Here is a 25,440-nt window from a genome sequence, read left to right as displayed (position 1 = left end):
CAAGCCATTTTATATTCTTGTACCTTCGCTCAGCAGCCAAAGAGTTACGCGATACACCTACCATGAGGAATAAAATGGACGAACACGCACATACAACTGCTGCGATTATTTTACACAAAGCATAGTATAACCGATTTTGGATCCTTAAGTCAACCGGAAGCCGGGAGATAGTTGGAAGTGCCGGCTTCCTTTTTTAAATCGTTCCATGTAGAATGAAATCAAGGTAGTATGTAAGCGCTTTCTATTTCAGCTAAGGGGTGGATTTTGATGAGAGAAAAAGAAATGAATATCGAGACGGCGGTTATCCATAAGGGCTATGACAGCTCGAAGCACCATGACAGTTTAGTGACACCGCTTTATCAGACCTCCACGTATTCTTTTGAAAATGCAGAGCAGGGGGAAGACCGGTTTGCAGGGAATTGTGAAGGCAATATCTATTCGCGGCTCGGCAATCCGACAGTCCGCGTACTGGAGGAACGGATGACGGAAATCGAAGGGGGCGAGGGAGCACTCGCTTTCGGTTCAGGGATGGCTGCTGTCAGTGCCACTCTGATTTATTTGACCAAAGCGGGCGATCATGTCCTTTGCTCGAGGGGGATTTATGGCTGTACTTTTGGTTTGCTGGAAATCATGGAAGAAAAATATGGAATTACGCATGATTTGGTGTCCATGACAACCGAGCAGGAAGTGGAACAGGCAATCCGACCGGAAACTGTATGCATCTATGTGGAAACACCGATCAATCCGACGATGGAACTGGTGGATCTGCAAGCGGTCATGGCAGTAGCGAAAAGACATGGCATCCGCGTCGTAGTGGACAACACCTTCAGTTCGCCTTACCTGCAGAATCCATTGCGGATGGGGGCGGATTTCGTTTTGCACAGCGCAACCAAATACTTGAACGGCCATGGGGATGTAGTCGGAGGAGTGTTGGTGGGGCGTGACGCAGATGAAATGCAGCATATCCGGATGACGGTCCAAAAAGATGTCGGCGGCATCATGTCACCATTTGATGCCTGGCTATTGCTCAGAGGAATGAAAACCCTGCATGTGCGGATGGATCGGCATGTCGCCAATGCCCAAGCCGTATTGCACTTTCTGAAACAACAGGACATAGTGAAGAAAATCTATTATCCTTTCGACGATCAGCATCCGCAGGTTGAAATTGCCAAACGGCAGATGCGGCAAGGCGGCGGGTTGATTTCTTTTGAAATCGAAGGCGGCAAAAAAGAAGCGCAAGCTTTCCTGAATGCGCTATCACTCATTAAGATTGCAGTCAGCCTGGGTGATGCAGAGACGCTGATCCAGCATCCGGCATCGATGACGCATGCCGTCGTGCCACCTGAAAACAGACTGTCGATGGGCATCAGCGATTCTTTATTGCGGCTGTCGGTCGGATTGGAGCACACGGATGACTTGATCGAAGATCTGGAGAAGGCAGTTGAAAAAGTAAAACCAAAACTCCAGGAAATTTAGAAACGGACGGAAACAGCTTTTAGCCTCTAAAAAAGACCCTGGACTCAGGTATCCGAGTCCAGGGTCTTGCTATTAAAGATGCTTCGCTAAAACCTCAGCGAAAAGTTCCAGACCTTGCCGATCTTCTTCCGTAAAGCGGCTCAGTTCCGGGCTGTCGATATCAAGGACGCCGATCACTTGGTCTTCTTTCATCAACGGAATGACAATTTCCGAACGGGACGCAGCGTCACAGGCGATATGGCCGGGGAATGATTGGACATCGTCTACCAGTATCGTCTTCTTGTCGGAAACCGCAGTGCCGCATACCCCTTTTCCGAAGGGAATACGGACGCATGCCGGAAGCCCCTGGAAAGGACCCAGTACCAGCTCGCCATCTTCCATCAAATAAAACCCAACCCAGTTGGTGCGTTCTAGAAATTGGTTAAGCAAAGCAGAAGCGTTGCTCAAATTGGCGATGCTGTTGTTTTCGCCTTCCAATAAAGCTTGCAATTGCTTTGAAAGCATCGTGTATTGTTCTAAACTGCTGCCGCTGTAATCGGTTTGTGTAAACATGGATGATTGCCTCATTTCGTTTTGAGTTTGATGTGATCTTAGTATTCAAAACCACCTGTTCATATTAGGAAGAAAATCCGGAGGCGGTTGCGTAACGCAAATGCAATTCTATAGATAACCGGTTCAACTTAAATAAGTATAAATTTTCTCATGATGCTTATGCAAGCCATTGACATTATGGGCGTCTGATCCGAAGACCAAGGGAATACCGAGTGATTTTGCATATTCGATAAAAGGGAGGGGTGGGTAGGCTTCCTGGCAATCGGGTTTTGAGAAGCCGGCGCCGTTGACATCGAGCTCGCAGCCAGCTTTCTTCATTAACTGCAGGATATGGCGAATCTGTGCGCTGTCGTTGATCTTCTCCCCATGTGCCAATTGGAATTTATGGATCAATGTCGGGTGGCCGATCCGTTTGGGTTTGAATGGCCCCAAATCTGCCTGGATGGATGCTTCCACAGTATCATAATAAAGCTGGTAGGCAGCCTCTACAGAACCGCTTGCCGCCGCCAATTCCGCAAACACTTCCTTGCTGAAGTCAGCGCAAAAATAACGCTTGCCCACTTGGAGAAAGTGGACGGATAAAATGGCATCGTCAAGGCTCGGACCGATATCGTTCAAAAAGGAGCGGATTTCTTTTTCATATCCTGCGATAAAGTCGACTTCCAATCCTATACGGATGCGGATATCCTTTTGATAAACATTCTTCAGCTGGGTAATTTCCTCCACATAAGGCATTAGGTGTTCCATGCTTATACTGCTGTCCTGATCAGGCGTAGGATCTGTAAAATTAACTGGCAGCGGTGCATGTTCAGTAAAAGAAATATCTGTAAACCCGGACTTTATCGCTTTTTCAATATAGGATTTGGTTGAGTCTTTTGTCCCGTGAGGACAAAAATGTGTATGAATATGACCGTCTCGTTTCATCTAAAACATCCTCTTTTCCGTCTATTAAAAAATATAATCGCTTTTCTTCTAATTTGGCAAACAAAAGAGTAGAATACATGTTAAAATAAAAGAATCATGAATACATTTACGTATAACTGGTAATGTGATTTTGGAACAGGGGGCTATATGACTTATGATGGAGTATATCATCATTGCGGTCATCATTCTATTAGCGATAATGATCATCGGCTTTATGTTTCGCAAAAAACATTTGGCTGAAATTGAGCGCTTGGAACAGTTAAAACTGCAAATACAAAATAAACCGATACTTGAAGAACTGACAAAAGTGAAACAATTGAACATGAACGGCCAGACGGAAGAAATGTTTGAACGCTGGCGCAACGTATGGACAGAAATCATGGATGTGCATATTCCGAAAATTGATGCTTCCTTATATGATGCTGAAGAGGCGATCAACCGCTTCAGATTCAATAAAGCGACAAAGCTTGAACAGGAAACTGAAATCAAGATCGACAATGTCGATCAACAGATGAATGGCATTTTGGTGGAACTGGAAGAATTGATCGGCAGCGAAGAAAAAAACCGCAGCGAAATCGACCTCATCCAGGAAAAGTATCGCCGCGCACGCAAAAATCTGCTGGCTCACCAGCATTCATACGGTGCTGCAGCTGCACCGCTCGAGAAGAAACTCGAGTCATTCATTCCATTATTCGATGAATATGAAAAGTTGACCAACGAAGGCAATTACTTGAAAGCCCGTGAAATTGTCATCAGCCTATCAACTGAAGGCGAAGAAGCATTTCTGTTGGTTGACGACATTCCACCGTTATTGGCGGATGTCCAAACAAAAATCCCTTCTTATATCGCGGAATTGCGTCAAGGCAAGAGCGAAATGGAAGAACAGTCCTATTACCTTGGGCATTTGGAATTGACGCTTCAATTGGATGAGATGGAAGAAGAGCTGGAAGTGCTGAAAGAGAACATCGCACAACTGGAAATTGCCCAAACGAAAATTGCAGTGGAAAAAATGAAGGACCGGATCGATTCGTTTTATGAACTTCTTGAAAAAGAAGTGGAAGCGAAACATTACGTCGACGAATATCGAGTGGATACAGAACGCCATCTGGAAGTTGTGGCACGCGATACAAAGGAAATGGAAGAAGAATGCCGATACGTTCAGCACAGCTATAAAATCAGCGAAAGCGAAGCGGCCATTCCGAAGTCCTGTATGGAGAAGATGGAGCAATTAGCGAAACGGTATGATCTGCTCCGTTCACGTCTGGAAGAAGATCAATCGGCGTATTCAAGCCTTCAGGAAGAATTGGTTCATATACGTGAGGATCTGTCGATTGTCGATTCGACGCAAATTGATTTCATGACGGCATTGAAAAGTCTCCGTATCGAAGAGAACAATGCACGCGCTAAAGTGGAACAGCTGAAACGCAAATTGCAGGAAACGGATCGCATTCTGCACAAAGCCAATATCCCAGGCATTCCCGAAGATATGGATGTGCGTCTCGAAGAAGCTGAAGAACAACTTTTTGTCGTGATTCAGTCCTTGCGTGAAGTGCCATTGAATATTAAATTGGTCCATAATTATATGGAGCAAGCTGAGAAAAGCATTGATGATGTCCATGCAAAAGCGGTCGAAATGGTTGAAAATGTATTGTTGATCGAACGCATCATCCAATACGGCAACCGTTACCGTAAATCCAATCTGCAATTGGATGCCAAGCTGGAAGAAGCCGAAGAATCATTCCGCCAGCTTCGTTACACCAAAGCATTGGAAGAAGCGGCTACTGCAGTCGAAAACTTTGAACCCGGTTCGATGAAACGCATCGAAGTGCTGGTCAAAGAAGACGCGTGGCGCATCTAAAAACAACATGTAAAACCACCAGCATATGAGCTGGTGGTTTTCTTTTCGGAGGTGGAAAAATGATTTATCTGGATAACAGCGCAACAACACAGCCAAAAAAAGAAGTGCTCGATGCATTCGTCAAAGCAAGTGAGCAGTTCTACGCCAATCCGGCATCTTTGCACGTGATGGGCAATCAGGCAGAAGACCTGCTGGAATCTGCGCGCAGCCAACTAAAAGAATTATTGAACATGGATCGTATCGTTTTCACTTCCGGTGGAACAGAAGCAAATAATCTGGCATTGATCGGCACAGCCAAAAGCTACCAGCACCGGGGCAAGCATATTGTCACGGCTGCAACAGAGCATCCATCCGTCTTGTACAGCCTGGCTGCTCTTGAACAGCAAGGCTTTGAAGTGACGCGTCTGCCTGTTGGCCATTACGGGGAAATCGATGTGGATGAGTTGAAGAATTCATTGCGAAGCGATACGATTCTGGTATCGCTGATGCACATCAATAACGAAATCGGGACCCTTCATCCGATTTCTGAAATTGCCCGTCTGCTGAAAAAACGCCGGATCATCTTCCATGTGGATGCTGTCCAAAGCATCGGAAAGTTGGCGTTCGATTCAACGAGCATGCCGGATCTATTGTCCGTATCGGGGCACAAGGTCCATGGACTGAAAGGCAGCGGGCTACTGGCATATTCCGGCGTCGAATTGCAGGCCATCCAATACGGCGGAGGGCAGGAGTCGGGAATTCGCAGCGGGACCGTTTCCGTTCCGCATGCAGTCGCTTTGGCAAAAGCCTTAAGACTGGCAAAGCCGAATCCGCTGCATCTGCAATGGAATAAAACCTTGCGCCAGTTTTTTTCGGAGTTCGATGGCGTGAAGATCGTCAGTCCTGAAGGAGCGGCTCCGCATATTTTGGCGGTGGCGGTTAAAGGGATTAAAGGGGAGATTCTTGTATCGGGGCTGCAGAAAGAGTCCATCATCGTCTCCACTTCAAGCGCCTGTTCATCTAAAAGCCGGGATACGAGCCATGTGATTCAGTCGATCGGCCTGCCGCGTGAATTCAAAGACGGCGTCATGCGCATCAGTTTTGGCGCGTTTACAACCGAAGAAGATATCAACGCGCTGCAGAGCGCATTTAAGCGGGTATACCGCATAATTAAAGGAGTTTAACCTGTTATGAAAACCAATCAAATTCTTGTGCGTTATGGTGAATTATCAACTAAAGGGAAAAACCGGAGTTCATTTATCGGAAGACTGCGCGACAATGTCAGACAGACCTTTTCCGATTTAGAAAACCTCCACATCAAAGCAGAACGCGATCGGATGTTCATCACTTCAGACGATGAACAGGAACTGGCACAAGTCATTGAGCGTCTGCCGCATGTGTTCGGCATTCAATCATTCAGTCCGGTGACTGCTTGTGAATTGGATCTGGAAGCCATGAAGCGAACAGCGGAAGCGGTGATTGCGAAAATCACGGATACCGACAAAAGCTTTAAGGTATCCGTGAAACGGCCATTCAAGGAGTTTCCGCATGAAAAGCCGGAAATCATGAAAGAACTCAGTTCCCATGTGCTTAGGATTTTTCCGGACTTGAAAGTCCAGATGAAGGATCCTGAAATCGACTTGAAAGTTGAAGTGCGTGAAGAAGCGGTCTATATGATGGCGGAAGTCATTCAAGGCGCAGGCGGTTTGCCGGTGGGCGCAGGAGGCAAAGCTTTATTGATGCTGTCAGGCGGCTTGGACAGTCCGGTTGCCGCCTACCATATGTTGAAACGCGGCGTCCGGCTTGAGCTGATCCATTTCTTCAGTCCGCCGTTCACCAATGAGCGTGCCAAAGAAAAGGTATTCGATTTGGCTGAAAAACTTTCGCAGTTCGGATCGTCCGTCAATCTTCACATCATTCCGTTCACCCGGCTTCAACAGGAAGTGCATAAGCAGGTGCCGGACAATATCACCATGACGTCCACGCGCCGTATGATGATGCGCGTCGCTGATCTGGTATTGGCTGAGACCAATTGCCGTGCCATCATTACGGGGGAGAGCCTGGGGCAGGTTGCCAGCCAGACATTGGAGAGTCTGCAGGCCATCAACGCTGTAACCAATACGCCGGTTCTGCGCCCGTTGATTGCGACGGATAAACTGGAGATCATCGATACAGCACAGCAGATCGGAACTTATGATATTTCCATCCGCCCGTTCGAGGATTGCTGCACCATCTTCACGCCGGCTAATCCGAAAACGAAACCGAAGCTTGAAAAAGTGGAGTACTACGAAAATTTCGTATCATTCGATGGATTAATCGAGGAAGCAGTGGCTGAACGGGAAGTCATCAAGTTTCCGCGTGTTAAAGTAAATCAATTTGAAGATCTATTGTAAGTGTTGAGCCGCCTATCTATCATAGGCGGTTCTTTTTTTGTTGATTTTATTGCGACCGCACCTCGAACGGCGATAACCGCACCTCGCGAATCATTTTCCGCACCTCAAACGGGTAAAACCGCACCTCGCGGCCTATTTTTCGCACCTCAGACACCAAAGACCGCACCTCATCCCGGAATCACCCGCAATTTCACGCGCCTGTGCTTTGAACAGTGGCAACTATGGACGGGCTAAATAAACCGCCGCACCTCACCTCACCTCATAGTCCAACTATATGAAATAATATGAATACTTAAAAACTTCCTGTATAATGATAGGAGTATAATAATTACACCATCTGCAGGGAGGAAATCATCGTGGGACGAGAAGAATTGATAGCGCCGGATTCGTATAACCTGGTGGAAGAGATTGAGCGCTACGCCAAAGGGGACGGCAAGCTGGCCGTCCTCTGGGAAAGTGACAAAGGTGAAAAACTACAAGTTACATATGATGAGTTGATGCAACGGGCGAATCGTGCAGCGAATAGCTTTGAAAAAGCGGGACTGGTGAAAGGCGATGTGGTGCTGGTGATGGTGCCGCGTCTGATCGAGGCGTATGTTGCATATATCGGCGCATTGAAGGCCGGGTTGGCAGTAATACCAAGCTCTGAGATGCTCCGGGCGAAAGATATTGCTTACCGGTTGAATCATAGTGATGCAAAAGCAGTCATCGCTTATGAACCATTTATGGATCAATTTGAAGGCGTAAAGGAAATGGATAATGTGGTCAAGTTTGTCATCGGCCAATCCGACCAAAGCTGGATTTCCCTTTTGGATGAAATGGCAGCAGCGTCTACAGAATACATAGCAGCACCGACTAAAAAAGACGATATGGCGTTTCTTTCCTATACGTCGGGAACTACCGGCAATCCGAAAGGTGCAGTCCACAGCCATGGCTGGGCATATGCGCATCTTCGCACATCCGCTGAACATTGGCTTGGCGCGAAGGAAGGGGATATCGTGTGGGCGACGGCAAGCCCAGGATGGCAAAAATGGATCTGGAGTCCGTTCCTGGCAACTCTGGGAAGCGGGGCTACCGGCTTTGTCTACAACGGAAAATTCGACCCGGCTGTTTATTTGGAACTTCTGGAAACACGCAAGATCAATGTGCTGTGCTGTACGCCGACAGAGTATCGTTTGATGGCGAAGCAAAAAGAGTTGTCGAAATACGACTTGTCCGCATTGCATAGTGCCGTGTCTGCAGGAGAGCCGCTCAATGCAGAAGTGATCAATGTCTTTAAAGAGAACTTCGGGTTGGAAGTACGGGACGGCTATGGCCAAACTGAAAACACGTTGCTGGTCGGCGTGATGAAGGGGATGGAATCCCGCATCGGCTCCATGGGAAAACCGACACCTGGCAACCGTGTGGAAATCATCGATGATTTTGGCGAGCCATGCCCTGTCGGCGAAGTCGGGGATATTGCCGTCCATGTGGAGACGCCAGCCCTGTTCAAAGAATACTTCAAAGATCCGGAACGCACCAGCATGCAATTCCGTGGAGACTATTACGTGACCGGCGATAAAGCGTCGAAAGACGATGATGGCTATTTCTGGTTTGAAGGGCGTGGAGATGACATCATCATTTCGTCCGGCTATACAATCGGGCCGTTCGAAGTGGAGGACGCGCTGGTGAAGCATCCGGCTGTCCAGGAATGTGCTGTCATCGGCGCACCGGATGAAATCCGCGGCACTATCGTCAAAGCCTTTGTGGTGCTGGTAGAGGACCATACAGCTTCAGACGAGTTGGTGAAAGAACTGCAGGATTATGTGAAAGGGTTGACCGCCCCATATAAATATCCGCGATCCATCGATTTCCGCACGGAATTGCCGAAAACCGCATCCGGAAAAATCCGTCGTGTCGAGTTGCGCCAACAGGAAAATGTGAAGAAATAACAACAGCTGGAAAATGAACTGTATCTTTTTTTGCCAGGATTCACTGACAAGGAAGGTGCGGTTCAAGGACCGGCTATTTTTTTGGAGTCTTTCATTTTTTACATGGGGCAAATTCCTTTAATGATGGGAGTTTGTCTTTATTTACATTCTGCGTAAAGCCAGCCTATAATGAGACTATTATTTCGAAATACAAAATATAAATAGATTGGTGCGCGATGCAGGATGACAGATTCTAAAAAAGGTGTTTTGGTCATTATTTTAACTTATACATTATGGGGATTCATGCCGATTTTCTGGAAACAGATCGACCATGTTCCGGCGGATGAAATCCTGGCAGGTCGAATCATTTGGTCGTTCTTGATGACACTCGGTTTTATTCTTTTGCTGAATGGCGGTCGCCAACTTTGGCTGGATCTGAAAATGTTGTGGACATCCAAGAAAAAATTCTTCTTATTAATGCTGGCATCGTTCCTGATTTCTGCCAATTGGTTTCTATACGTTTATGCGGTTTCCCATGACCGGATTGTCGAGACCAGTTTGGGCTATTACATCAACCCGTTGATTTCCATGTTATTGGGCGCCCTGTTCCTGAAAGAAAAATTGTCTCCGGCCATTAAAGTCGCTTTTCTTCTGGCTGCAGCCGGTGTTTTGATCTTAACTTTCTCATTTGGTTCCTTGCCGTGGCTGGCTCTCGGAATGGCTTTCAGTTTTGCATTTTATGGTTTGATCAAGAAAACCATAAAATTGGATGCCCTGCGCGGGTTGGCAATCGAAACCCTGTTCGTTTTTCCGATTGCGATTGCCTACTATGTCTATTTGATGTCGATCGATCGAGTCGCCTTTTTGCAAACGGGACTGACGACGGATGTCCTGTTGATCGCCAGTGGATTGGTTACAGCTCTGCCTTTATTGCTGTTTGCCATCGGTGCTCCGTTGATCCCGCTTTACATGATCGGATTCCTTCAATACATCGCTCCTTCCTTGATGCTGCTGATCGGGGTTTGGATTTACGGAGAGGCTTTTGATGCTGTTGACATGATTTCCTTCTCGTTGATTTGGAGCGCTTTGATTTTGTTCACTTCCTCTAAGTTTATGGAGGCACGCGGAATTCGAAAAGCAAATCGAAAAATTTCGGTTTAAATTTCCTTTTCCAATGAAACATTTGCCAGTGTTTCCCGTATAGTAAGAGGTAGAAACTAAGGAGGGAATTGCATAAATGAATACGAAACGATGGATCGCTTTAGTAGTGGCCGCAGCCGTATTAGGAATCTCATTGGTCATCAACTCAGCCTTCGCTTTTCTTCAAAGTGGATTTGGCGAAGGTGTCGATGAGTTGATGGCGACCACGCAATCAAGTATCTCGGAAGTTGTCCTAGAAGATGGAGATTTTGATAACCGTGTAGCCGTTTTGAATGTTGACGGCGTCATTCAAGATACGGGAGAGGCGTCGCCTCTGTTCGGAGCAGCGGGCTATAATCACTCTTTCTTTATGGAACAATTGGAAAACGTCAAGGAAGATCCCACCGTTAAAGCTGTAGTGCTTACCGTAAATTCCCCGGGCGGCGGAGTTGTTGAGTCAGCGGAGATTTACGACAAGATCACGGAAATCCAGGAAGAAACGGAAAAACCGTTCTACGTTTCAATGGGAGCGACAGCTGCATCGGGCGGTTATTACATTGCTGCACCCGCAGAAAAGATTTTTGTGAATGAAGAAACCTTGACCGGTTCGATCGGTGTCATCATGCAGAGCGTCAACTATGGTGAACTGGCAGAACGTTATGGTGTGGATTTTGTGACCATCAAATCGGGTCCGTACAAAGATATCATGAGTGCAACGCGTGACATGACAGAGGATGAACGTGCACTTCTACAAGAAATGCTGGATGATTCGTATGAATCATTCGTTGATGTGATCGAAGAAGGCAGAGGTATGACTGAGGATGAAGTCAGAGCTGTTGCTGACGGGCGTGTCATGAATGGCCGCCAGGCAGTAGAAGTAAACTTAGCAGATGATTTTGGTTTTGAAGAAGATGTCATTGAACAAGTAAAAACTGATTTTGACCTGGGCAATGCGGAAGTGTTCCAATATGGTGCTTCAGAAGGATGGGGCTCCCTGTTGTCGATGAAAATGAATTCGTTCTTCGGCAATGATATTGAAACGCAGATGATCACGAAAATGCTCACTGAATACAGTTCTCCTCGTATGATGTATCTATACGGTGATAAATAAGGAGGGACCATGATGACTGACCACGAAACGAATGAAACAGCAGCAGAAGTGAAAGTCGACAGACAGCGTCCTGAAACACCGAGTTACGAGGAAGTTCTCTTTTACGAACGGAAACCAGCAGGGTTTTGGGTGCGTTTCTGGGCCTATTTGATCGACCTGTTGGTTGTTACGGCTCTCACTTCGATATTGGTTAAACCGGTATTCGCTTTAGTCGGACTGGAGACGAGCGGTGTTCCTTGGTATACACCATATGCCATTCTTTCCGCCCTCATCTTCTATGGCTACTTTGTCCTGATGACCAAATTCTTCAGACAAACTGTCGGCAAGATGATAATGGGCATCCGTGTGGTATCCTTGAAGACTGATGATTTGTCATGGATGACGCTCCTGTTCCGCGAGTGGATCGGCCGCTTTATTTCAGTGACCATCTGGCCGCTCTACTGGATTGTCGGATTTACTCCGTTAAAACAGGGCGTCCATGATTACATCGCGGACACAACAGTAGTCCACGAAGAATCTTTCAGAAAAAATAAGCTGTTGCAGAAAAAAACCCCGGATGGGTCTGGGTTGCATGAGACCAGCGCGTTTTAGTATGATGGGGATATGATGAAAGGGAGGCGTTTGGATTGGTACAAATTACATTCAAGAAAAACCCTGTTACCTTGCCCAATAAAGAAGTGAAGGTTGGAGATCAGGCTCCTGGATTTACGGTTTTATCCAACGACTTAAAACCGGTCACATTGCAGGATACAGCTGGGAAAATCCGGTTGGTCAGCGTGGTTCCTTCATTGGACACCGGCGTCTGCTCGGACCAAACAAAGCGTTTCAGTGATGAAGCCGCTTCGTTGGGCGACAATGTAGAGGTGTTGGCTGTTTCAGCCGATTTGCCGTTTGCGCAAAAGCGCTGGACGGAAATCAACAAAGTCGATGCAATCACCACGTTGTCGGATCATCGGGATTTGTCATTCGGTGAAGCTTACGGTGTGACGATGCAAGAGCTCCGGCTGCTTGCCCGATCGATTTTTGTCATTGATGAAAACGACAAAATCACCTACGTCGAATATGTTCCTGAAGGTACGGACCATCCCGATTATGAAAAAGCATTGAACGCAGTAAGAGAATTAACAAACTAATACAAGAAACCCACTCTCCTGAGTGGGTTTCCTTATTGAGGACGGCGAAAGTATGAATTCTGCAATGGAAAAGACCTTTTATTTTATTGATAACCACACGACAAAAATCCAAAAAGAGCAGGAAAACGCGTATTTGGAAAGTCTGTTGACGACAACTGAGAATTGGCTGGATGGCATCATCAAGCCGGAAGCAGAGGCCAGCAAGGAAGATATTCGAAAAGCGCTTCAGCTGGCTGTACTGAAAGGCATGAAAGAGCATATTCAACCGCATCACCAAATGACACCGGACGCACTTGGGCTTTTGGTCGGCTACCTGGTGGAGTTGTTCGTGAAAAAAGAGCAGGCCGTCATTCTGGATCCGGCTGTCGGAACCGGCAACCTGTTGCTTACGGTCATGAATTATCTGGATGGCCGTTTGACAGGTGCAGGGGTGGAATTGGATGATCTGCTGATCCGTCTGGCTTCAAATGCCGGCAATCTCGTGGAACAGCCCGTCACTTTTTATCTGCAGGACGCCTTGCAGCCTTTATTGATCGATCCGGTGGACGTGGTGGTTTCAGATTTGCCTGTAGGTTACTATCCAGATGAGGAGACAGCTGCCACTTACGAATTGAAGTCAGATGAAGGCATGTCTTTTGCCCATCACCTGTTTATCGAGCAATCGCTGAAGCATACGGCTGAAGGCGGTTACCTGTTTTTCATCGTCCCGAAAGCTTTGTTTGAATCTGCCCAGGCGAGCCAATTGCACAGCTTTTTGAAAAAGCATGCCCATATCCAATCTGTGATGGAATTGCCGGAAAGCCTGTTCAAGAACTCAGCTCACGCAAAAGGGATCCTGGTCCTGCAGAAAAAGCAGGAAGGCCTCAAAGCACCGAAAGAAGTCTTATTGGCGCGCGTTCCGAATATGTCGAAGCCGGAATCCATGTCTAAGTTCTTTTCTCAAGTGACGGGTTGGTTTAAAGAAAACAAAGAATAGACGGGTTGATTTATGCTATAATTGAGCTAAAACATCCATAGGTACTATTTTTTGATGAAAAGAGGAATGCGCAATGACCGAGTCAAACGAAGCACCGAAAAAAGTCAGTTTGCAGGAAGCTGTAAAACGTCAATTGGAAGCCAAGAAAAATCAAGCTTCAGATAAACAGTCTGGGGGCAATGGTTCACTGTCAACTAAAAAGATGAAGAGCCAGCAAACCAAGAAAGTCAGCAATAACCGCCGGAAAATGGGAACATAACGAACTACAGCCCATACAAAGTGGTTGGCGAAAAGGCAGGGAGATTCATCCCCTGCCTTTTTTCTTTGCGTAAAAAAGAGTGGAATTTTTTTAGGCTATTTGTATAATGGGGTTAATTGAGTACTCAAAACTTAAAAGGGAGAATGAACGATATGCATGCAAATCAGAAAGGTGCGTATGACTCGACCATTTTTCAAGCCGATTGTGCAAATTGTTTTGGTCTTTGCTGTGTGGCGCTGGCGTTTTCAGCTTCTGCCGATTTTCCTGTAGACAAAGCGGGAGGAGTTCCCTGCAGAAACCTGAATGAGGATTTCCGTTGCAGTATCCATCGAAATTTAAGGCTCTCGGGCTACAGCGGTTGTACAGTATTCGATTGCCTCGGAGCAGGACAAAAAGTTTCGCAGCAAACATTCGGCGGCATCAGTTGGAGAGGTGATCCGGAGTCAGCCCAAAAGATGTTCCAGCTCTTGCCGGTCATGCAGCAATTGCAGGAAATGCTGCTGTATTTGACACAGGCGATAGAACGCTGTGAAAACCTGGAATTGCAGAATGCGCTGCTTAAAAGCAGGGATGCGGTTGATGAACTGACGTTTGCATCAGCAGAAGAATTAGTGGCTGTGGATTTGCCTGAGTACCGCATGGATATCAATCACTTGCTGAGTCAGGTCAGCGAAGAAGTCCGGCTTGCGTCCGGACGCTTCAACAAAAGGAATAACCGCAAAAAAGGACCGCATTACCAGGGAGCGGATTTGATTGGGGCAAAATTTCAAAGGAGAAATCTGAAAGGCTCGACATTCAGAGGCGCTTACCTGATCGGAGCGGATTTTAAAAATGCAGATATGAGGAACTCGGATTTCATCGGAGCGGATATGCGGGGAGCCGATTTGTCTGGAGCCGATTTGACAGGCAGTATCTATTTAACTCAAATGCAAGTGAATTCCGCAAAAGGAGATGACCAGACGAAGGTTCCTGCTTTACTGTCGAAGCCGGCTCATTGGAAAGCGGGATAACGATCCAAACGGTGACATGAACTGTCTGTGAGGAGGGCTCTGATGTATGCAGGATTCTGGCTTCGCCTTAAGGCTTTTGCTGTTGATTATCTGCTGATTTTTGGGTATCTGCTGTTGGTGATGATTGTTTCGCTGTTTTTGATTCCGTCACTTGAGGAATTGTTTCAAGCTTCTCGGCCCATCGCTCAGCTGACGGGATTCCTGTTGGTCACTTTTCCGGTGTCGCTGTATTTCATCTTGACGAAAAACAAACAATCACTTTATGACCGGTTAGCAAAATCCCAGATGGTGAAATCAAATTTTTCTTGAAAAGTATTGACTTGTGGGAGGGAACTGGTAGAATCTATTTCAATATACTTTTAAAAACGATTAGGCAAGTGAGTTTTTAAAAAACGATTTTCCAGCTATTTAGTTCATATATAATTCGATCGATGATTTAGTAGGCAATTTGTGCGCAGCAGCAAGAGACTGGATGGCAGGTGTGAATTCAGGCAGCAAATTGGATGAAATACACCATCAGTTTGATCGTCACGTAAAGAAGTGGATGTTTTGTTCAGTCAAAGCATCAAATTGGGTGGTAACGCGGAGAAAACCTTCGTCCCTTTATGGGGATGGGAGGTTTTCTCTTTTTTTTATAGATAGAAAAGGAGAGATTGTCATGCACAATATCAAATCAGTCATCACGCCAAGGTTTTCAGAAGCCATCTTTCTAACTGGCATTATCTTTCTAATGATCAGTGTCAGCATCATCAAGTATGAATCGGTTCCGCATATCCCCATCCTGATTTCGATTCTGCTGCTGTTCGGCTATGGCTTATCGAAAAAAGTCTCGTATCGTACGCTGGAAAAAGGACTGGTGGAAGGAGCAGGAGCAGGTATGAGCGCTGTTTTCCTGTTTTTCTTCATCGGAATCCTGATCAGCAGCTGGATGATCAGCGGCACCATTCCAACGTTGATCTTTACAGGATTCACACTGATTTCCATGACCTTCTTCTATGCGATCGTCTTCATCGTGACCTCGTTGATCGGTTTGTCCATCGGCAGTTCCCTGACGACTGTCGCAACGATTGGTGTAGCCTTTATCGGCATGGCGACAGCGATGGATCTATCGCTTGCCATCACGGCAGGTGCGATTGTTTCCGGTGCTTTCTTTGGAGATAAAATGTCGCCGTTGTCGGATACAACAAATTTATCTTCGACGATTGTCGGAGTGGACCTGTTCGAACATATCCGTAATATGGGGTGGACGACGATTCCCGCTTTTGTGATCACCTTGATCTTGTTTGCTTTTCTGTCACCTGAAACTGAAGGTGCCAGTGTCCAGGACGTAGCCATCTTTAAGGAAGGGCTCTTGGCCACTGGGATGATTCATTGGTATACGATCATTCCGCTTGTTGTGCTGATCTTCTTGACGCTTATGAAAATACCGGCTTTGATGACGCTGGCCTTGAGCTCGGCGTCGGCAATCCTTATTTCTTTTTTTCATCAGACTTCTACAGCTTCTGAACTTTTTACAGTTCTGTTCAGTGGATACGCATCAACCACCGGCATAGCGGAAATCGATTCCCTCCTGTCCCGTGGCGGAATGGAAAGCATGATGTTCACCGTAGCTTTAGTGCTGCTGGCGCTCAGCATGGGCGGTTTGCTGTTTACGCTGGGGATCGTCCAGTGTTTGTTGGCCAAAGTGGAAAGTTTGCTGAAAAAAGTATCGTCTGTCATCGCTGCTTCTGCCTTGACGGCAATCGGTATCAATATTCTGATCGGTGAGCAATACCTGTCGATTCTGCTGACAGGGCAGGCCTTTAAAGAACCTTATGACAAAGTGGGGCTGGCCGGTAAAAACTTGAGCCGTGTCATGGAAGACGCCGGCACCGTGGTCAATCCGCTTGTCCCATGGAGTGTTTGCGGAATTTTCATTACAGGAGTCATCGGCGTTTCGACGCTCGACTATCTGCCGTTCGCATTCTTTTGCCTGCTGTCGCCGATACTGACAGTGTTGTTCGGATTTACCGGTAAAACCTTGACTTATAAGCAGGTAAAATAAAATTTTAAAGCAAAAACAGGTGATGCTCATGATCACCTGTTTTTATTTGTGTGAAAAAAATTATTATACATCCCTTTTCCCTTAGCTGCACCGCAAAGACTTGGCTATCGAACTTCGGGAGGGAAAGATCAATAGTCCGGCTTATTTAGATAAAGGGTAATTGACAGAAAAGTCGAATAGTATTAAGTATGGAAGACTTTTCGCCATGGAGCGGAAAAAACAGTCGAAGGAGTGGATCATATGTATCGAAAGATTTTAGTGGCCGTAGACGGTTCAGAGAATTCGATGCGGGCAGGCAAACAAGCCGCACAACTGGCGTCTTTGATAAAAGGCGTGGAAGTGACCGTTCTTTACGTTTCCGATTTCGATGAAGACAGCAATGAAAAATTTCATGACGGGGGCTCGATAGAGTTTGAATTATCCCGGAAGAAAAAAACCCAACCTGTCAGAGAAGCTTTAGACCGCGAAAAAGTCTTTTACGAAACAAAGGTTATGCATGGGCGGCCGGCGCCGGTCATCATTGAAGTGGCGAACGACGGGAATTTTGATTTGGTGGTCATCGGCAGCAGAGGGTTGAATCCAATATCTGAAATGGTGTTGGGCAGTGTCAGCCATAAAGTCGTCAATCAGGTCCGTTGCCCAGTGCTGATCGTCAAATAATGACTGCCGGACAACAGCTGGTTCTGGTATACTGGAAAAAAAGACCGGTCTGCCGATTGCTCAATAGAGCATAAGATCTGCTGGAGGAAAACAAATGAAAACTTTGCCGAATTGTCCTGAGTGCAATTCTGAATATACTTATGAAGATGGCAGTCTGCTGGTGTGTCCGGAATGTGCCCACGAGTGGAGCCTGATTGCTGACAAGGAAAATACTGAAGAAAAACAGCTTGTCAAAGATGCAAATGGCACGCCATTGAAGGATGGAGATGCCGTCACTGTCAGCAAAGATTTGAAAGTCAAAGGCAGTTCCTCGACATTGAAGATCGGTACGAAAGTGAAAAGCATCCGCCTGGTTGAAGGCGACCATAACATCGACTGCAAGATTGATGGCTTTGGCGCAATGAAACTGAAGTCTGAATTTGTCAAAAAAGCGTAGCATGAAAAGACCCCACCAAAACTTAGTGAAAAGTTTGGCTGGGGTCTTTCCATTTATCCTGACTGGCTCAATTTGAAACGTGGATGTATAGTTCTTCTTTCAACAGATGAAAGAAGAAGCAATCAACTATTAAATTAAACGCCGCGTTTATTGCCCCAAACGAGGGTGTGCAATTGCGGCAAAACCTTCGCATCGTTCATGATCGGCGAACGCACATGGTAGTCGATCAATTGCTCATACCGCTGGAGCAAATCAGTTACTAATTGCGCGTTATCCGTAGTGGCGGTGTCGTCATTGCCGGTCTGCAGGAAGAATGGGACAGCTGGATAACGTTGATGGAGACTTTCTGCATAGGCGAAATCATTCTGGTCGAAAATAACGACTTTCAGGCTGACATTGGCATTTTGCAGATTCTCCATATAGAAATCAAGCTTTGAGAAATCCGTCTTCATGCCAGAGCTGGGTGGCTTCGGCGATAAAGTAATGTCGTCGATGTCGATCAGCCAATCCTGCCAAATGGACGCTTGTGTTTCAACAGCAACTTTCCAGCCCTGCTCGTGGCACAGCTCGACCAATTCACCGATGCCTTTATGGAGAGCCGGATTGCCGCCGGAGATGGTGACGTGGGAAAACGCCTCGCCGCCGATTTGGATCAATTCTTCGACAATTTCTGCGGGCTGTTTGGAGATGCTGGTGCCTGTCCCGTCCCAGGTGAATTTCGAATCACACCAGGAACAGGAATAATCGCATCCGGCAGTGCGCACGAACATGGTTTTTTGGCCCATGACCATGCCTTCTCCTTGAATAGTGGGACCGAAGATTTCCATTACGGGAATTTTCATCATAAGTCCCCCTTGCGCGGACGGTAGACCACATAGCTTGTCGGTGTTTCGCGAACGATGACCTGCAGGCAATTTGGCTGATTGCTTCTCGTTTTCAATACTTCTTGGATCGACAGCCAAACCTGTTGGGCAAGAAGCTCCGTGGTCGGAAATTTAGTCCTGAACTCCGGATGGTCGTTCAGGACACTATGGTCGTATTTCTTATGGATCAATTCTTTCACTAATTTGAAATCAATCAGGAATCCGGTCGCATCGAGCTCATTTCCGGCAATGGTGATGTTGAGATGGTAGGTGTGGCCGTGCATCATCCGGCATTTTCCGGCATCCTCGCTTGGAATAAAGTGAGCTGCAGAAAAATGCAGGTCTTTATTGAGCTCGAATTGGTAATCATGGCTGGCTTGTGGATAAAATTGCTGCATCACTTAACAGCACCTGCCATTTTTTTCGTTTGGTAGCGGGCTAGTCCTTCATTGCGTAAGATGCAGGCGGGACATTCACCGCATCCAGTACTCGGAATGCCATTATAGCAAGTCAAGGTTTTTTCCTGGACGAAATCGAGGGCATCCAAGGTATCAGAAAGCTCCCAAACATCGGACTTGTCCAGCCACATCAACGGCGTGTGGATGATGAATTGCTTATCCATCGCCAAGTTCAAAGTAACATTCAATGACCGGATAAAGGTGTCGCGGCAATCGGGATAGCCACTGAAATCCGTTTGGCTGACACCGGTGATCAAATGCCGCGAACCGATGGCATCTGCATAAACGGCCGCAAAAGACAGAAACAGATGATTTCTGCCAGGCACAAACGTGGAAGGCAATTCGCCTTCTTCTGCTGTGACTTCGATGTCATCGCGCGTTAAAGCGTTAGCGGATAATTGATTGATCAAAGTCATATCCAATACTTTGAAGGAAACGCCAAGTTCGTCAGCGATTTTCCGGGCACATTCGATTTCAGCTAAATGGCGCTGGCCATAATCGAACGTTACGGTTGCAACTTCCTTGAAGTTCTTGATTGCCCAAAACAGGCAAGTGGTACTGTCTTGGCCGCCACTGAAGACGACAACTGCTTTTTCATTTTTCATCTGAAACACTCCTTAGTTTTTTAGAGAGGGAGTTTGCGAACCTCTTTTAGCGAACAGCATTAATGATAACATATTGGACCGTAAAGGGAGCACTTGGCTTCCGCAAGACTGAAGAACCAGGGCACCGAGCAACGGGCATTCTGTAATCTTTCTACGACAAAAGCGTCTAATCTGCAACGGGAGGTGTGGAGATGAAAAAAATCCTGGCAGTACTGGTATCGATGTTGCTGTTGATGGGAGTTGCATGCGACCGGAAATCCTTTGATGAAGCGGACATTATTGAAAACACACATGGAGATGTGACAAATGGAGATCGCTTATACCAGTTCTATGAAAATACGGTAAGTGGAGAAGAGGATGCGGTTAGGGTGATTACCTACACAACAGAAGGGGATCCGATCTATCAGGATCTGACATACAATGGCAATGAGATTGAATCAGTGGAGGATTCCAGAGAAGACGAATTCGGTTCAGGAGAAGTAATAACCAGACAATGCAATTCAATCATCCTATTAACTTCTGAAACGGAACTGGTTTATGTGCTGGAAGGCTGTGATCCTGAAGATGGAATGAATACCATCTTAATGGAAACGGAATAAATTGTTTTATTCTCCAGACATCTCCAGTTTTTTTGATGAGTACTATTTGGAGATAAGGGTATATTTGATAATAACGGAAGGGGAGATGTCAGATGAAAGCGATAGTCATCGATAATTACGGAGGCAGTGAACAATTGAAAGAACGGGAAGTGGAAAAGCCGACCATCAATGAAAATCAGGTGCTGGTTGAAATCCACGCGACTTCCATAAACCCGATCGACTGGAAATTGCGTGAAGGCTACCTGAAAGAGATGCTGCCATGGGAATTCCCGATTATTTTAGGATGGGATGCAGCAGGGGTCATTGCCGAAGTCGGCGCCAAGGTGAAGAACTTCAGTGTAGGAGACCGGGTCTTTACAAGACCGGCTACAACACGGCAAGGAACGTATGCTGAATTTGTTCCGGTTGAAGAAAACCTGCTTGCCCATATGCCGGAGAGCATGTCTTACGAAGAAGGCGCAGCAATTCCACTGACTGGGTTGACTGCTTATCAATGCCTTGTTGACTTTGCAGAATTGAAAAAAGGCGACAAAGTGTTGATTCACGCCGGAGCAGGTGGAGTCGGCAGTATGGCCATACAGATTGCGAACAGCATTGGAGCTTATGTAGCAACCACGGCGAGCGATAAAAATGATGAACTGGTGAAATCTCTCGGAGCCAACCGGGTCATCAATTACCGGGAAGAGGAATTCAGCGAATTGCTGGAGGATTTTGATGCGGTATTGGATACCATGGGTGGAGAAATTCTGGAAAAAAGTTTTAAAGTCCTGAAAAAAGGCGGGAAATTGATTTCGATTGCCGGTCAGCCTTCTGCTGAAAAGGCTGAAGAGCATGGCGTGACGGCCAGTGATTTTTGGCTCGAGCCCAGCGGTGAACAATTGCAAAAGCTGGCTAATCTCTATGTATCAGGTGAATTTAAGCCTTCAATCGGCCATGTTTTTGATTTTACCGAACAGGGGTTGAAAGATGCCCACGAACTAAGTGAATCCCATCATGCACGTGGAAAAATCGTCATTAAAGTAAAATCTTCCTGATATGTAAAAAAGCCTTTCACGAATGTGAAGGGCTTTTGTTTAGTTGGTTTAGAAATTTTCAGGTTTGCCTGATTTGTCTTCAGAATAATATTCTTTCGGTGCATCGTTCTGAGCTTCTTCAGTACGTACCACCAACACATCACATTTTGCGGAACGGACGATGTGCTCGGAAACACTGCCGATCAAGAAACGTTCAACAGCATTCAATCCAGTAGCACCACAGATAATAAGGTCAGCTTCCACTTTTTGAGCTAAATCTCTTGAAATCATCGTTTTTGGAGAACCGTAATCGACTACGATGTTCACTTTTTCAACACCGCCGGCTAAAGCTTCTTTTTTGTATTCATCCAATAAATCTTCTGCGAATTTCTGAGCGCGGTCAGCAATGGAGCGATCATAAGCTTCGATTGCTGCAAATGAACGGGTATCGATTACATTTACCAAGTTTAATGTTGCGTTGTTCCGTTGGGCAATGCCGACTGATTTTTTGAATGCCCATTCTGCTTCTTTTGATCCATCTACTGCAACAAGAATTTGACTGTACTTTAATGTCATCTTAAATTCCTCCTTTTGTCTCTCACTGTAACCATTCGCTATAAGTTTTGAAGTTCCTGCTGAATTGAAGTTAATTTCAAGAATTTTTTGTCTAATTAATGGCGACTATTCTCCCGTCAAACTAGACTGAGAAGAGGAGAAAAGTATGAAATGAGGGCAGAAACTGGTCCAGTCTGTTAAAATGATAGTAATTTCAGAAAACTTCAATTCCCAGAAAATGATTCCAACCAACACAAAATGGAGGGTTTCGAGATGCGAATTGGTATACCGACAGAAGTGAAAAACAACGAAAACCGAATAGCGATGACTCCAGCTGGAGTGGTCAACTTAAAGCTTTATGGACATGAGGTATTTATACAATCGGGAGCCGGGCTGGGTTCAGGATTTACAGATGAAGATTTCAGTGCTGCTGGAGCAGTCATCGTTGAGTCCGCCGATGAGGCGTGGGCGCAGGAAATGGTCATGAAGGTCAAAGAACCCGAAGCAGATGAATATCGTTACTTCCGGGAAGGGCTGATCCTGTTCACCTATCTGCATTTAGCTCCTGAAAAGGAATTGACGCAGGCGCTGTTGGATGCGAAAGTGACAGGAATCGCATACGAAACTGTGCAATTGCCTAATAGTTCCTTGCCACTCCTGACGCCAATGAGCGAAGTGGCCGGTCGGATGTCGACACAGATCGGAGCCCAATTCCTTGAGAAGATACACGGTGGAGCAGGGGTTCTGCTTGGTGGAATTCCAGGGGTCGGACGCGGAAATGTGACCATTATCGGAGCTGGAGTGGCGGGCACCAATGCTGCAAAAGTGGCAATTGGCATGGGTGCCAATGTGACGATTCTGGATTTGAATCCGGATCGGCTGCGCCAATTGGATGACCAGTTCGGGCAGGATGTCCAAACGTTGATGTCCAATCCCTTGAATATAGCAGAATCTGTAAAGAATGCGGATCTGGTCATTGGAGCGGTTTTAATTCCCGGAGCTAAAGCACCGAAGTTGGTGACGGAAGACATGATCAAATCCATGAAGCCGGGCTCTGTCGTAGTGGATATCGCGATTGACCAAGGCGGGATTTTTGAAACCAGCGACCGCATCACGACGCATGATGAGCCGACATACGTGAAGCATGGAGTTGTCCATTACGCCGTAGCGAATATGCCGGGAGCGGTTCCGCGGACATCCACTATCGGTTTGACGAATGTGACTGTGCCTTATGCCGTGCAGATTGCCAATAAAGGATTTGCACAGGCAGTCCTTGCCAATGAAGCTTTGAAAAAAGGAGTCAATACCTTAAGCGGCCATGTCACCTATCAGGCAGTGGCCGTCGACCAGGGACTGGAATACAAATCAGTCGACGACATATTGGGCTGATAAACAAAAAAGCGGCATCGGATTTTTCCGATGCCGCTTTTGCTATTAATTGTTGATGATCTGAAGTTCTTTCGGGAACTTCGTCAAAACTTCATAGCCGTTGTCAGTTACTGCTACGTCATCCTCGATGCGGACGCCGACTTTTCCAGGAACATAAATGCCGGGCTCCAAAGTGAAGACCATTCCTTTTTCCATCTTCATCGGATTGGCGCCATGGATTGAAGGGAACTCATGCACAGAAATACCGAGACCATGACCCAGGCGGTGTGTGAAGTACTCGCCATATCCTGCATCGGCAATGACTTTGCGTGAAATCTGATCGAGTTCAGCTGCCGTAACGCCAGGCTTGACTGCTTCGAGTGCTGCCGTTTCAGCCTGTAAGACGATATCGTAGACGGCTTTCTGTTCTTCGCCGGGTTCGCCGAGCGCCAATGTGCGGGTGATGTCTGAGCAATAGCCCTTATGGACAACGCCGAGGTCGAATAAAACCAAATCGCCATTCTGCAATTTGCGGTCCCCGGTTTTGCCATGCGGTGAGGCAGCTTTATCTCCTGTCAACACGGTCGTATCGAACGACATATGGGTGACGCCGCGTTTTTTCAAGGCCAATTCGATTTCCGTCATCACTTCAATTTCCGTGATGCCTTCTTTGATTGTTTTGGCCGCAACTTCAATGGCGTAATCAGCCAATGCCGCCGCTTCACGCAAAATCTCCAATTCGGCATCGTCCTTGATGACGCGCATCGCATTCAGCTGATCATCCAACTGGACAATTTTCAGTGAGCTGAACAATGATAGGATGGCGTCGTAACGGTCCACCGTCATATGCGCTTTTTCGATTGCCATGGTGCTCAATTCAATTCCGCGGGACTGGGCAGTGTTGTATAAGATCTCCATGGAATTTTGCGTGTCTTCATGGCCGACGATTTCGCCGGTCCATCCGGCATTCTTTGCATCCGGCATTTCCATTTTCGGACAGATCAGGAACGGCTCAGCTTCAGCGAAAACCATGACACCCAACAGGCGCTCATGCGGATTGCTCTGGAAACCGCTCACGTAAAAGACGTTAAAGGGATCTGTGATGAACGCTGCATCAATCGATTGTTCCTTCAAATAATTCTGTAATTGCTTGATTTTGGTCATATGTATTCCTCCTCTACATGTGTAGCATATCAAAAATCAGGGTATAAAACAGCTATGTGAGTTGAATTAGTAAGCTTCATCACTTCCAGTGGATAAAGGAAATTGCGCTGACACCGTCATTTCATAGCTGAAGCATATTTCTAACGGTATTCAGCCAAACTCTTGCCTGCAGTGATTTCTTCAAGCTTGCTATTATAGAGATAGGAAGGAATAATTCATTTTCTTCATCGATCGTTAAAAAAATCATTGGAGGGATTTCATGCACATCTCGTATCACGGACATTCAATTGTAAAAATCAAAACTGGAGAACACACGATTCTCATTGATCCGTTCATCAACGGCAACGAATTGACAGATTTAAAAGTTGCCGATGAAAAGCCTACTGCCATTCTATTGACACATGCCCATAACGACCATGTCGGTGACACGGTTGAATTGGCAAAGAGCAATAATGCACAAGTAGTGGCTCCGGTCGAACTTGCCAATTATTTGGGCAGCCAGGGATTGAATGCAACCGGTATGAATCTGGGCGGGGCCCATGAATTCGATTTTGGTGTAGTGAAGTTCACAAAAGCTTTCCATAGTTCTTCTTATACGACTGAAGAAGGCGAAGTGGTATATGGCGGCATGCCAGCAGGAATCCTCTTTAAAGCGGAAGGCAAAACGATTTACCATGCCGGTGACACTGAAGTCTTCGGTGACATGCAGATCATCGGGGAACGCAACGATATCGATGTGGCATTTGTGCCAATCGGCGACTTTTTCACAATGGGACCGGAAGATGCGGCTTACGCGGTGGAATTATTGAAGCCGAAAGTGGTTGTGCCGATCCATTACAATACCTTCCCGCCGATCAAGCAGGATCCTGAGCATTTCAAATCAATGATTAAAGGCGCAGAAGTGAACATCCTGCAGCCAGGTGGCAGCATCGAATTATAATAGGCAGAAAACCC

The 25,440-nt window shown here is 46.5% G+C and carries 27 protein-coding genes and 1 riboswitch; of the genes, 20 read left to right on the top strand and 7 right to left on the bottom strand.

Annotation, left to right across the window (positions count from 1 at the left end):
• The first annotated feature begins 267 nt into the window (after nt 1–267).
• Nucleotides 268–1,476, top strand: coding sequence for a methionine gamma-lyase (gene megL / locus ACRC6Q_RS17265; protein WP_431467138.1), 1,209 nt, complete (start codon nt 268–270; stop codon nt 1,474–1,476).
• Nucleotides 1,477–1,548: 72 nt separating this feature from the next.
• Here the strand turns inward: megL and ACRC6Q_RS17260 are convergent, their stop codons facing one another.
• Together ACRC6Q_RS17260 and hisJ are read right to left on the bottom strand one after the other, a co-directional pair.
• Nucleotides 1,549–2,028 (bottom strand): GAF domain-containing protein, encoded by a 480-nt coding sequence (locus ACRC6Q_RS17260; RefSeq protein ID WP_431467137.1) that lies wholly within the window; start codon nt 2,026–2,028, stop codon nt 1,549–1,551.
• Nucleotides 2,029–2,151: 123 nt separating this feature from the next.
• Nucleotides 2,152–2,952 (bottom strand): histidinol-phosphatase HisJ, encoded by an 801-nt coding sequence (hisJ, locus tag ACRC6Q_RS17255; protein ID WP_431467136.1) that lies wholly within the window; start codon nt 2,950–2,952, stop codon nt 2,152–2,154.
• 154 nt (nt 2,953–3,106) lie between these two features.
• Between hisJ and ezrA the strand changes: the two genes are divergently transcribed.
• From ezrA to ACRC6Q_RS17180, 15 genes are all read left to right on the top strand, one after another.
• Complete coding sequence (gene ezrA, locus ACRC6Q_RS17250; protein ID WP_223642217.1) at nt 3,107–4,810, top strand: septation ring formation regulator EzrA; 1,704 nt, start codon at nt 3,107–3,109, stop codon at nt 4,808–4,810.
• A 59-nt stretch (nt 4,811–4,869) separates the two neighbouring features.
• A complete protein-coding gene (locus ACRC6Q_RS17245; protein ID WP_431467135.1) occupies nt 4,870–5,973 on the top strand; it encodes a cysteine desulfurase family protein in 1,104 nt (367 codons plus the stop codon).
• Nucleotides 5,974–5,979: 6 nt separating this feature from the next.
• Nucleotides 5,980–7,182 carry a tRNA uracil 4-sulfurtransferase ThiI gene (gene thiI / locus ACRC6Q_RS17240; protein ID WP_431467134.1) on the top strand — a complete coding sequence of 401 codons (1,203 nt, stop codon included), beginning with the start codon at nt 5,980–5,982 and terminating at the stop codon, nt 7,180–7,182.
• 356 nt (nt 7,183–7,538) lie between these two features.
• Nucleotides 7,539–9,113, top strand: a complete 1,575-nt coding sequence (gene mbcS, locus ACRC6Q_RS17235; RefSeq protein WP_223642224.1) for an acyl-CoA synthetase MbcS — start codon at nt 7,539–7,541, stop codon at nt 9,111–9,113.
• A 222-nt stretch (nt 9,114–9,335) separates the two neighbouring features.
• Nucleotides 9,336–10,253: an EamA family transporter RarD gene (gene rarD / locus ACRC6Q_RS17230; RefSeq protein WP_223642226.1), complete on the top strand. Its 918-nt coding sequence runs from the start codon at nt 9,336–9,338 to the stop codon at nt 10,251–10,253.
• A gap of 76 nt (nt 10,254–10,329) precedes the next feature.
• Entirely contained in the window at nt 10,330–11,343 is a 1,014-nt protein-coding gene (sppA, locus tag ACRC6Q_RS17225; RefSeq protein WP_431467133.1) for a signal peptide peptidase SppA, read from the top strand.
• 12 nt (nt 11,344–11,355) lie between these two features.
• On the top strand, nt 11,356–11,934 hold the full coding sequence (locus ACRC6Q_RS17220; protein WP_431467132.1) for an RDD family protein: 579 nt from the start codon (nt 11,356–11,358) through the stop codon (nt 11,932–11,934).
• 35 nt (nt 11,935–11,969) lie between these two features.
• On the top strand, nt 11,970–12,476 hold the full coding sequence (gene tpx / locus ACRC6Q_RS17215; protein ID WP_431467131.1) for a thiol peroxidase: 507 nt from the start codon (nt 11,970–11,972) through the stop codon (nt 12,474–12,476).
• A 52-nt stretch (nt 12,477–12,528) separates the two neighbouring features.
• Nucleotides 12,529–13,452: a class I SAM-dependent methyltransferase gene (locus ACRC6Q_RS17210; protein ID WP_431467130.1), complete on the top strand. Its 924-nt coding sequence runs from the start codon at nt 12,529–12,531 to the stop codon at nt 13,450–13,452.
• Nucleotides 13,453–13,525: 73 nt separating this feature from the next.
• On the top strand, nt 13,526–13,711 hold the full coding sequence (locus ACRC6Q_RS17205; protein WP_006830008.1) for a hypothetical protein: 186 nt from the start codon (nt 13,526–13,528) through the stop codon (nt 13,709–13,711).
• Between the two features lie 152 nt (nt 13,712–13,863).
• The gene (locus tag ACRC6Q_RS17200) at nt 13,864–14,721 is read left to right on the top strand and encodes a pentapeptide repeat-containing protein (RefSeq protein WP_223642243.1); all 858 of its coding nucleotides are present in this window, start codon (nt 13,864–13,866) and stop codon (nt 14,719–14,721) included.
• A gap of 42 nt (nt 14,722–14,763) precedes the next feature.
• Nucleotides 14,764–15,030, top strand: a complete 267-nt coding sequence (locus tag ACRC6Q_RS17195; protein WP_223642245.1) for a hypothetical protein — start codon at nt 14,764–14,766, stop codon at nt 15,028–15,030.
• A 349-nt stretch (nt 15,031–15,379) separates the two neighbouring features.
• On the top strand, nt 15,380–16,765 hold the full coding sequence (gene nhaC, locus ACRC6Q_RS17190) for a Na+/H+ antiporter NhaC (protein ID WP_431467129.1): 1,386 nt from the start codon (nt 15,380–15,382) through the stop codon (nt 16,763–16,765).
• A 240-nt stretch (nt 16,766–17,005) separates the two neighbouring features.
• On the top strand, nt 17,006–17,425 hold the full coding sequence (locus ACRC6Q_RS17185; protein ID WP_223642249.1) for a universal stress protein: 420 nt from the start codon (nt 17,006–17,008) through the stop codon (nt 17,423–17,425).
• 94 nt (nt 17,426–17,519) lie between these two features.
• Entirely contained in the window at nt 17,520–17,861 is a 342-nt protein-coding gene (locus tag ACRC6Q_RS17180; protein WP_223642251.1) for a zinc ribbon domain-containing protein YjdM, read from the top strand.
• A gap of 134 nt (nt 17,862–17,995) precedes the next feature.
• Here the strand turns inward: ACRC6Q_RS17180 and queE are convergent, their stop codons facing one another.
• Genes queE through queC form a run of 3 tightly spaced genes read right to left on the bottom strand, consistent with a single transcriptional unit; the run spans nt 17,996 to nt 19,787 of the window.
• The gene (gene queE, locus ACRC6Q_RS17175) at nt 17,996–18,706 is read right to left on the bottom strand and encodes a 7-carboxy-7-deazaguanine synthase QueE (protein WP_431467128.1); all 711 of its coding nucleotides are present in this window, start codon (nt 18,704–18,706) and stop codon (nt 17,996–17,998) included.
• Nucleotides 18,703–19,125 (bottom strand): 6-carboxytetrahydropterin synthase QueD, encoded by a 423-nt coding sequence (gene queD, locus ACRC6Q_RS17170; RefSeq protein WP_223642261.1) that lies wholly within the window; start codon nt 19,123–19,125, stop codon nt 18,703–18,705. The genes queE and queD overlap by 4 nt, the downstream gene beginning before the upstream one ends.
• Nucleotides 19,122–19,787, bottom strand: coding sequence for a 7-cyano-7-deazaguanine synthase QueC (queC, locus tag ACRC6Q_RS17165; RefSeq protein ID WP_431467127.1), 666 nt, complete (start codon nt 19,785–19,787; stop codon nt 19,122–19,124). The genes queD and queC overlap by 4 nt, the downstream gene beginning before the upstream one ends.
• A 6-nt stretch (nt 19,788–19,793) precedes the next feature.
• Nucleotides 19,794–19,837, bottom strand: a riboswitch (PreQ1 riboswitch).
• A gap of 141 nt (nt 19,838–19,978) precedes the next feature.
• Here queC and ACRC6Q_RS17160 point away from each other — a divergent pair.
• Together ACRC6Q_RS17160 and ACRC6Q_RS17155 are read left to right on the top strand one after the other, a co-directional pair.
• Entirely contained in the window at nt 19,979–20,386 is a 408-nt protein-coding gene (locus ACRC6Q_RS17160) for a DUF4362 domain-containing protein (RefSeq protein WP_431467126.1), read from the top strand.
• Nucleotides 20,387–20,478: 92 nt separating this feature from the next.
• Nucleotides 20,479–21,420 (top strand): NADP-dependent oxidoreductase, encoded by a 942-nt coding sequence (locus ACRC6Q_RS17155; RefSeq protein WP_223642267.1) that lies wholly within the window; start codon nt 20,479–20,481, stop codon nt 21,418–21,420.
• A gap of 48 nt (nt 21,421–21,468) precedes the next feature.
• On the opposite strand, the gene ACRC6Q_RS17150 is transcribed toward ACRC6Q_RS17155, so the two are convergent.
• Nucleotides 21,469–21,975 carry a universal stress protein gene (locus ACRC6Q_RS17150; RefSeq protein WP_223642269.1) on the bottom strand — a complete coding sequence of 169 codons (507 nt, stop codon included), beginning with the start codon at nt 21,973–21,975 and terminating at the stop codon, nt 21,469–21,471.
• Between the two features lie 252 nt (nt 21,976–22,227).
• On the opposite strand from ACRC6Q_RS17150, the gene ald reads away from it, so the two are divergent.
• Nucleotides 22,228–23,343 carry an alanine dehydrogenase gene (gene ald, locus ACRC6Q_RS17145; protein ID WP_223642278.1) on the top strand — a complete coding sequence of 372 codons (1,116 nt, stop codon included), beginning with the start codon at nt 22,228–22,230 and terminating at the stop codon, nt 23,341–23,343.
• Between the two features lie 45 nt (nt 23,344–23,388).
• On the opposite strand, the gene ACRC6Q_RS17140 is transcribed toward ald, so the two are convergent.
• Complete coding sequence (locus tag ACRC6Q_RS17140) at nt 23,389–24,486, bottom strand: M24 family metallopeptidase (protein WP_223642280.1); 1,098 nt, start codon at nt 24,484–24,486, stop codon at nt 23,389–23,391.
• A gap of 259 nt (nt 24,487–24,745) precedes the next feature.
• Between ACRC6Q_RS17140 and ACRC6Q_RS17135 the strand changes: the two genes are divergently transcribed.
• Nucleotides 24,746–25,426 (top strand): metal-dependent hydrolase, encoded by a 681-nt coding sequence (locus ACRC6Q_RS17135; protein WP_431467125.1) that lies wholly within the window; start codon nt 24,746–24,748, stop codon nt 25,424–25,426.
• Nucleotides 25,427–25,440 lie beyond the last annotated feature (14 nt).

This window comes from Planococcus sp. SE5232 (assembly GCF_050686535.1).
Classification (GTDB): Bacteria; Bacillota; Bacilli; order Bacillales_A; family Planococcaceae; genus Planococcus.
This window is presented reverse-complemented; position numbering and strand designations above follow the sequence as displayed.

Bases quoted from the DNA above. Each gene is read 5' to 3' on its own strand.
- ACRC6Q_RS17140 (WP_223642280.1), bottom strand. From the start codon at position 24,486: ATGACCAAAATCAAGCAATTACAGAATTATTTGAAGGAACAATCGATT.
- queE (WP_431467128.1), bottom strand. From the start codon at position 18,706: ATGATGAAAATTCCCGTAATGGAAATCTTCGGTCCCACTATTCAAGGA.
- ACRC6Q_RS17160 (WP_431467126.1), top strand. From the start codon at position 19,979: ATGAAAAAAATCCTGGCAGTACTGGTATCGATGTTGCTGTTGATGGGA.
- sppA (WP_431467133.1), top strand. From the start codon at position 10,330: ATGAATACGAAACGATGGATCGCTTTAGTAGTGGCCGCAGCCGTATTA.
- ACRC6Q_RS17210 (WP_431467130.1), top strand. From the start codon at position 12,529: ATGAATTCTGCAATGGAAAAGACCTTTTATTTTATTGATAACCACACG.
- megL (WP_431467138.1), top strand. From the start codon at position 268: ATGAGAGAAAAAGAAATGAATATCGAGACGGCGGTTATCCATAAGGGC.
- queC (WP_431467127.1), bottom strand. From the start codon at position 19,787: ATGAAAAATGAAAAAGCAGTTGTCGTCTTCAGTGGCGGCCAAGACAGT.
- ACRC6Q_RS17180 (WP_223642251.1), top strand. From the start codon at position 17,520: ATGAAAACTTTGCCGAATTGTCCTGAGTGCAATTCTGAATATACTTAT.
- ACRC6Q_RS17245 (WP_431467135.1), top strand. From the start codon at position 4,870: ATGATTTATCTGGATAACAGCGCAACAACACAGCCAAAAAAAGAAGTG.
- ACRC6Q_RS17205 (WP_006830008.1), top strand. From the start codon at position 13,526: ATGACCGAGTCAAACGAAGCACCGAAAAAAGTCAGTTTGCAGGAAGCT.
- ACRC6Q_RS17200 (WP_223642243.1), top strand. From the start codon at position 13,864: ATGCATGCAAATCAGAAAGGTGCGTATGACTCGACCATTTTTCAAGCC.
- hisJ (WP_431467136.1), bottom strand. From the start codon at position 2,952: ATGAAACGAGACGGTCATATTCATACACATTTTTGTCCTCACGGGACA.
- ACRC6Q_RS17220 (WP_431467132.1), top strand. From the start codon at position 11,356: ATGACTGACCACGAAACGAATGAAACAGCAGCAGAAGTGAAAGTCGAC.
- nhaC (WP_431467129.1), top strand. From the start codon at position 15,380: ATGCACAATATCAAATCAGTCATCACGCCAAGGTTTTCAGAAGCCATC.
- ACRC6Q_RS17150 (WP_223642269.1), bottom strand. From the start codon at position 21,975: ATGACATTAAAGTACAGTCAAATTCTTGTTGCAGTAGATGGATCAAAA.
- ACRC6Q_RS17185 (WP_223642249.1), top strand. From the start codon at position 17,006: ATGTATCGAAAGATTTTAGTGGCCGTAGACGGTTCAGAGAATTCGATG.
- ezrA (WP_223642217.1), top strand. From the start codon at position 3,107: ATGATGGAGTATATCATCATTGCGGTCATCATTCTATTAGCGATAATG.
- thiI (WP_431467134.1), top strand. From the start codon at position 5,980: ATGAAAACCAATCAAATTCTTGTGCGTTATGGTGAATTATCAACTAAA.
- ACRC6Q_RS17195 (WP_223642245.1), top strand. From the start codon at position 14,764: ATGTATGCAGGATTCTGGCTTCGCCTTAAGGCTTTTGCTGTTGATTAT.
- ACRC6Q_RS17135 (WP_431467125.1), top strand. From the start codon at position 24,746: ATGCACATCTCGTATCACGGACATTCAATTGTAAAAATCAAAACTGGA.
- ACRC6Q_RS17155 (WP_223642267.1), top strand. From the start codon at position 20,479: ATGAAAGCGATAGTCATCGATAATTACGGAGGCAGTGAACAATTGAAA.
- ald (WP_223642278.1), top strand. From the start codon at position 22,228: ATGCGAATTGGTATACCGACAGAAGTGAAAAACAACGAAAACCGAATA.
- rarD (WP_223642226.1), top strand. From the start codon at position 9,336: ATGACAGATTCTAAAAAAGGTGTTTTGGTCATTATTTTAACTTATACA.
- ACRC6Q_RS17260 (WP_431467137.1), bottom strand. From the start codon at position 2,028: ATGTTTACACAAACCGATTACAGCGGCAGCAGTTTAGAACAATACACG.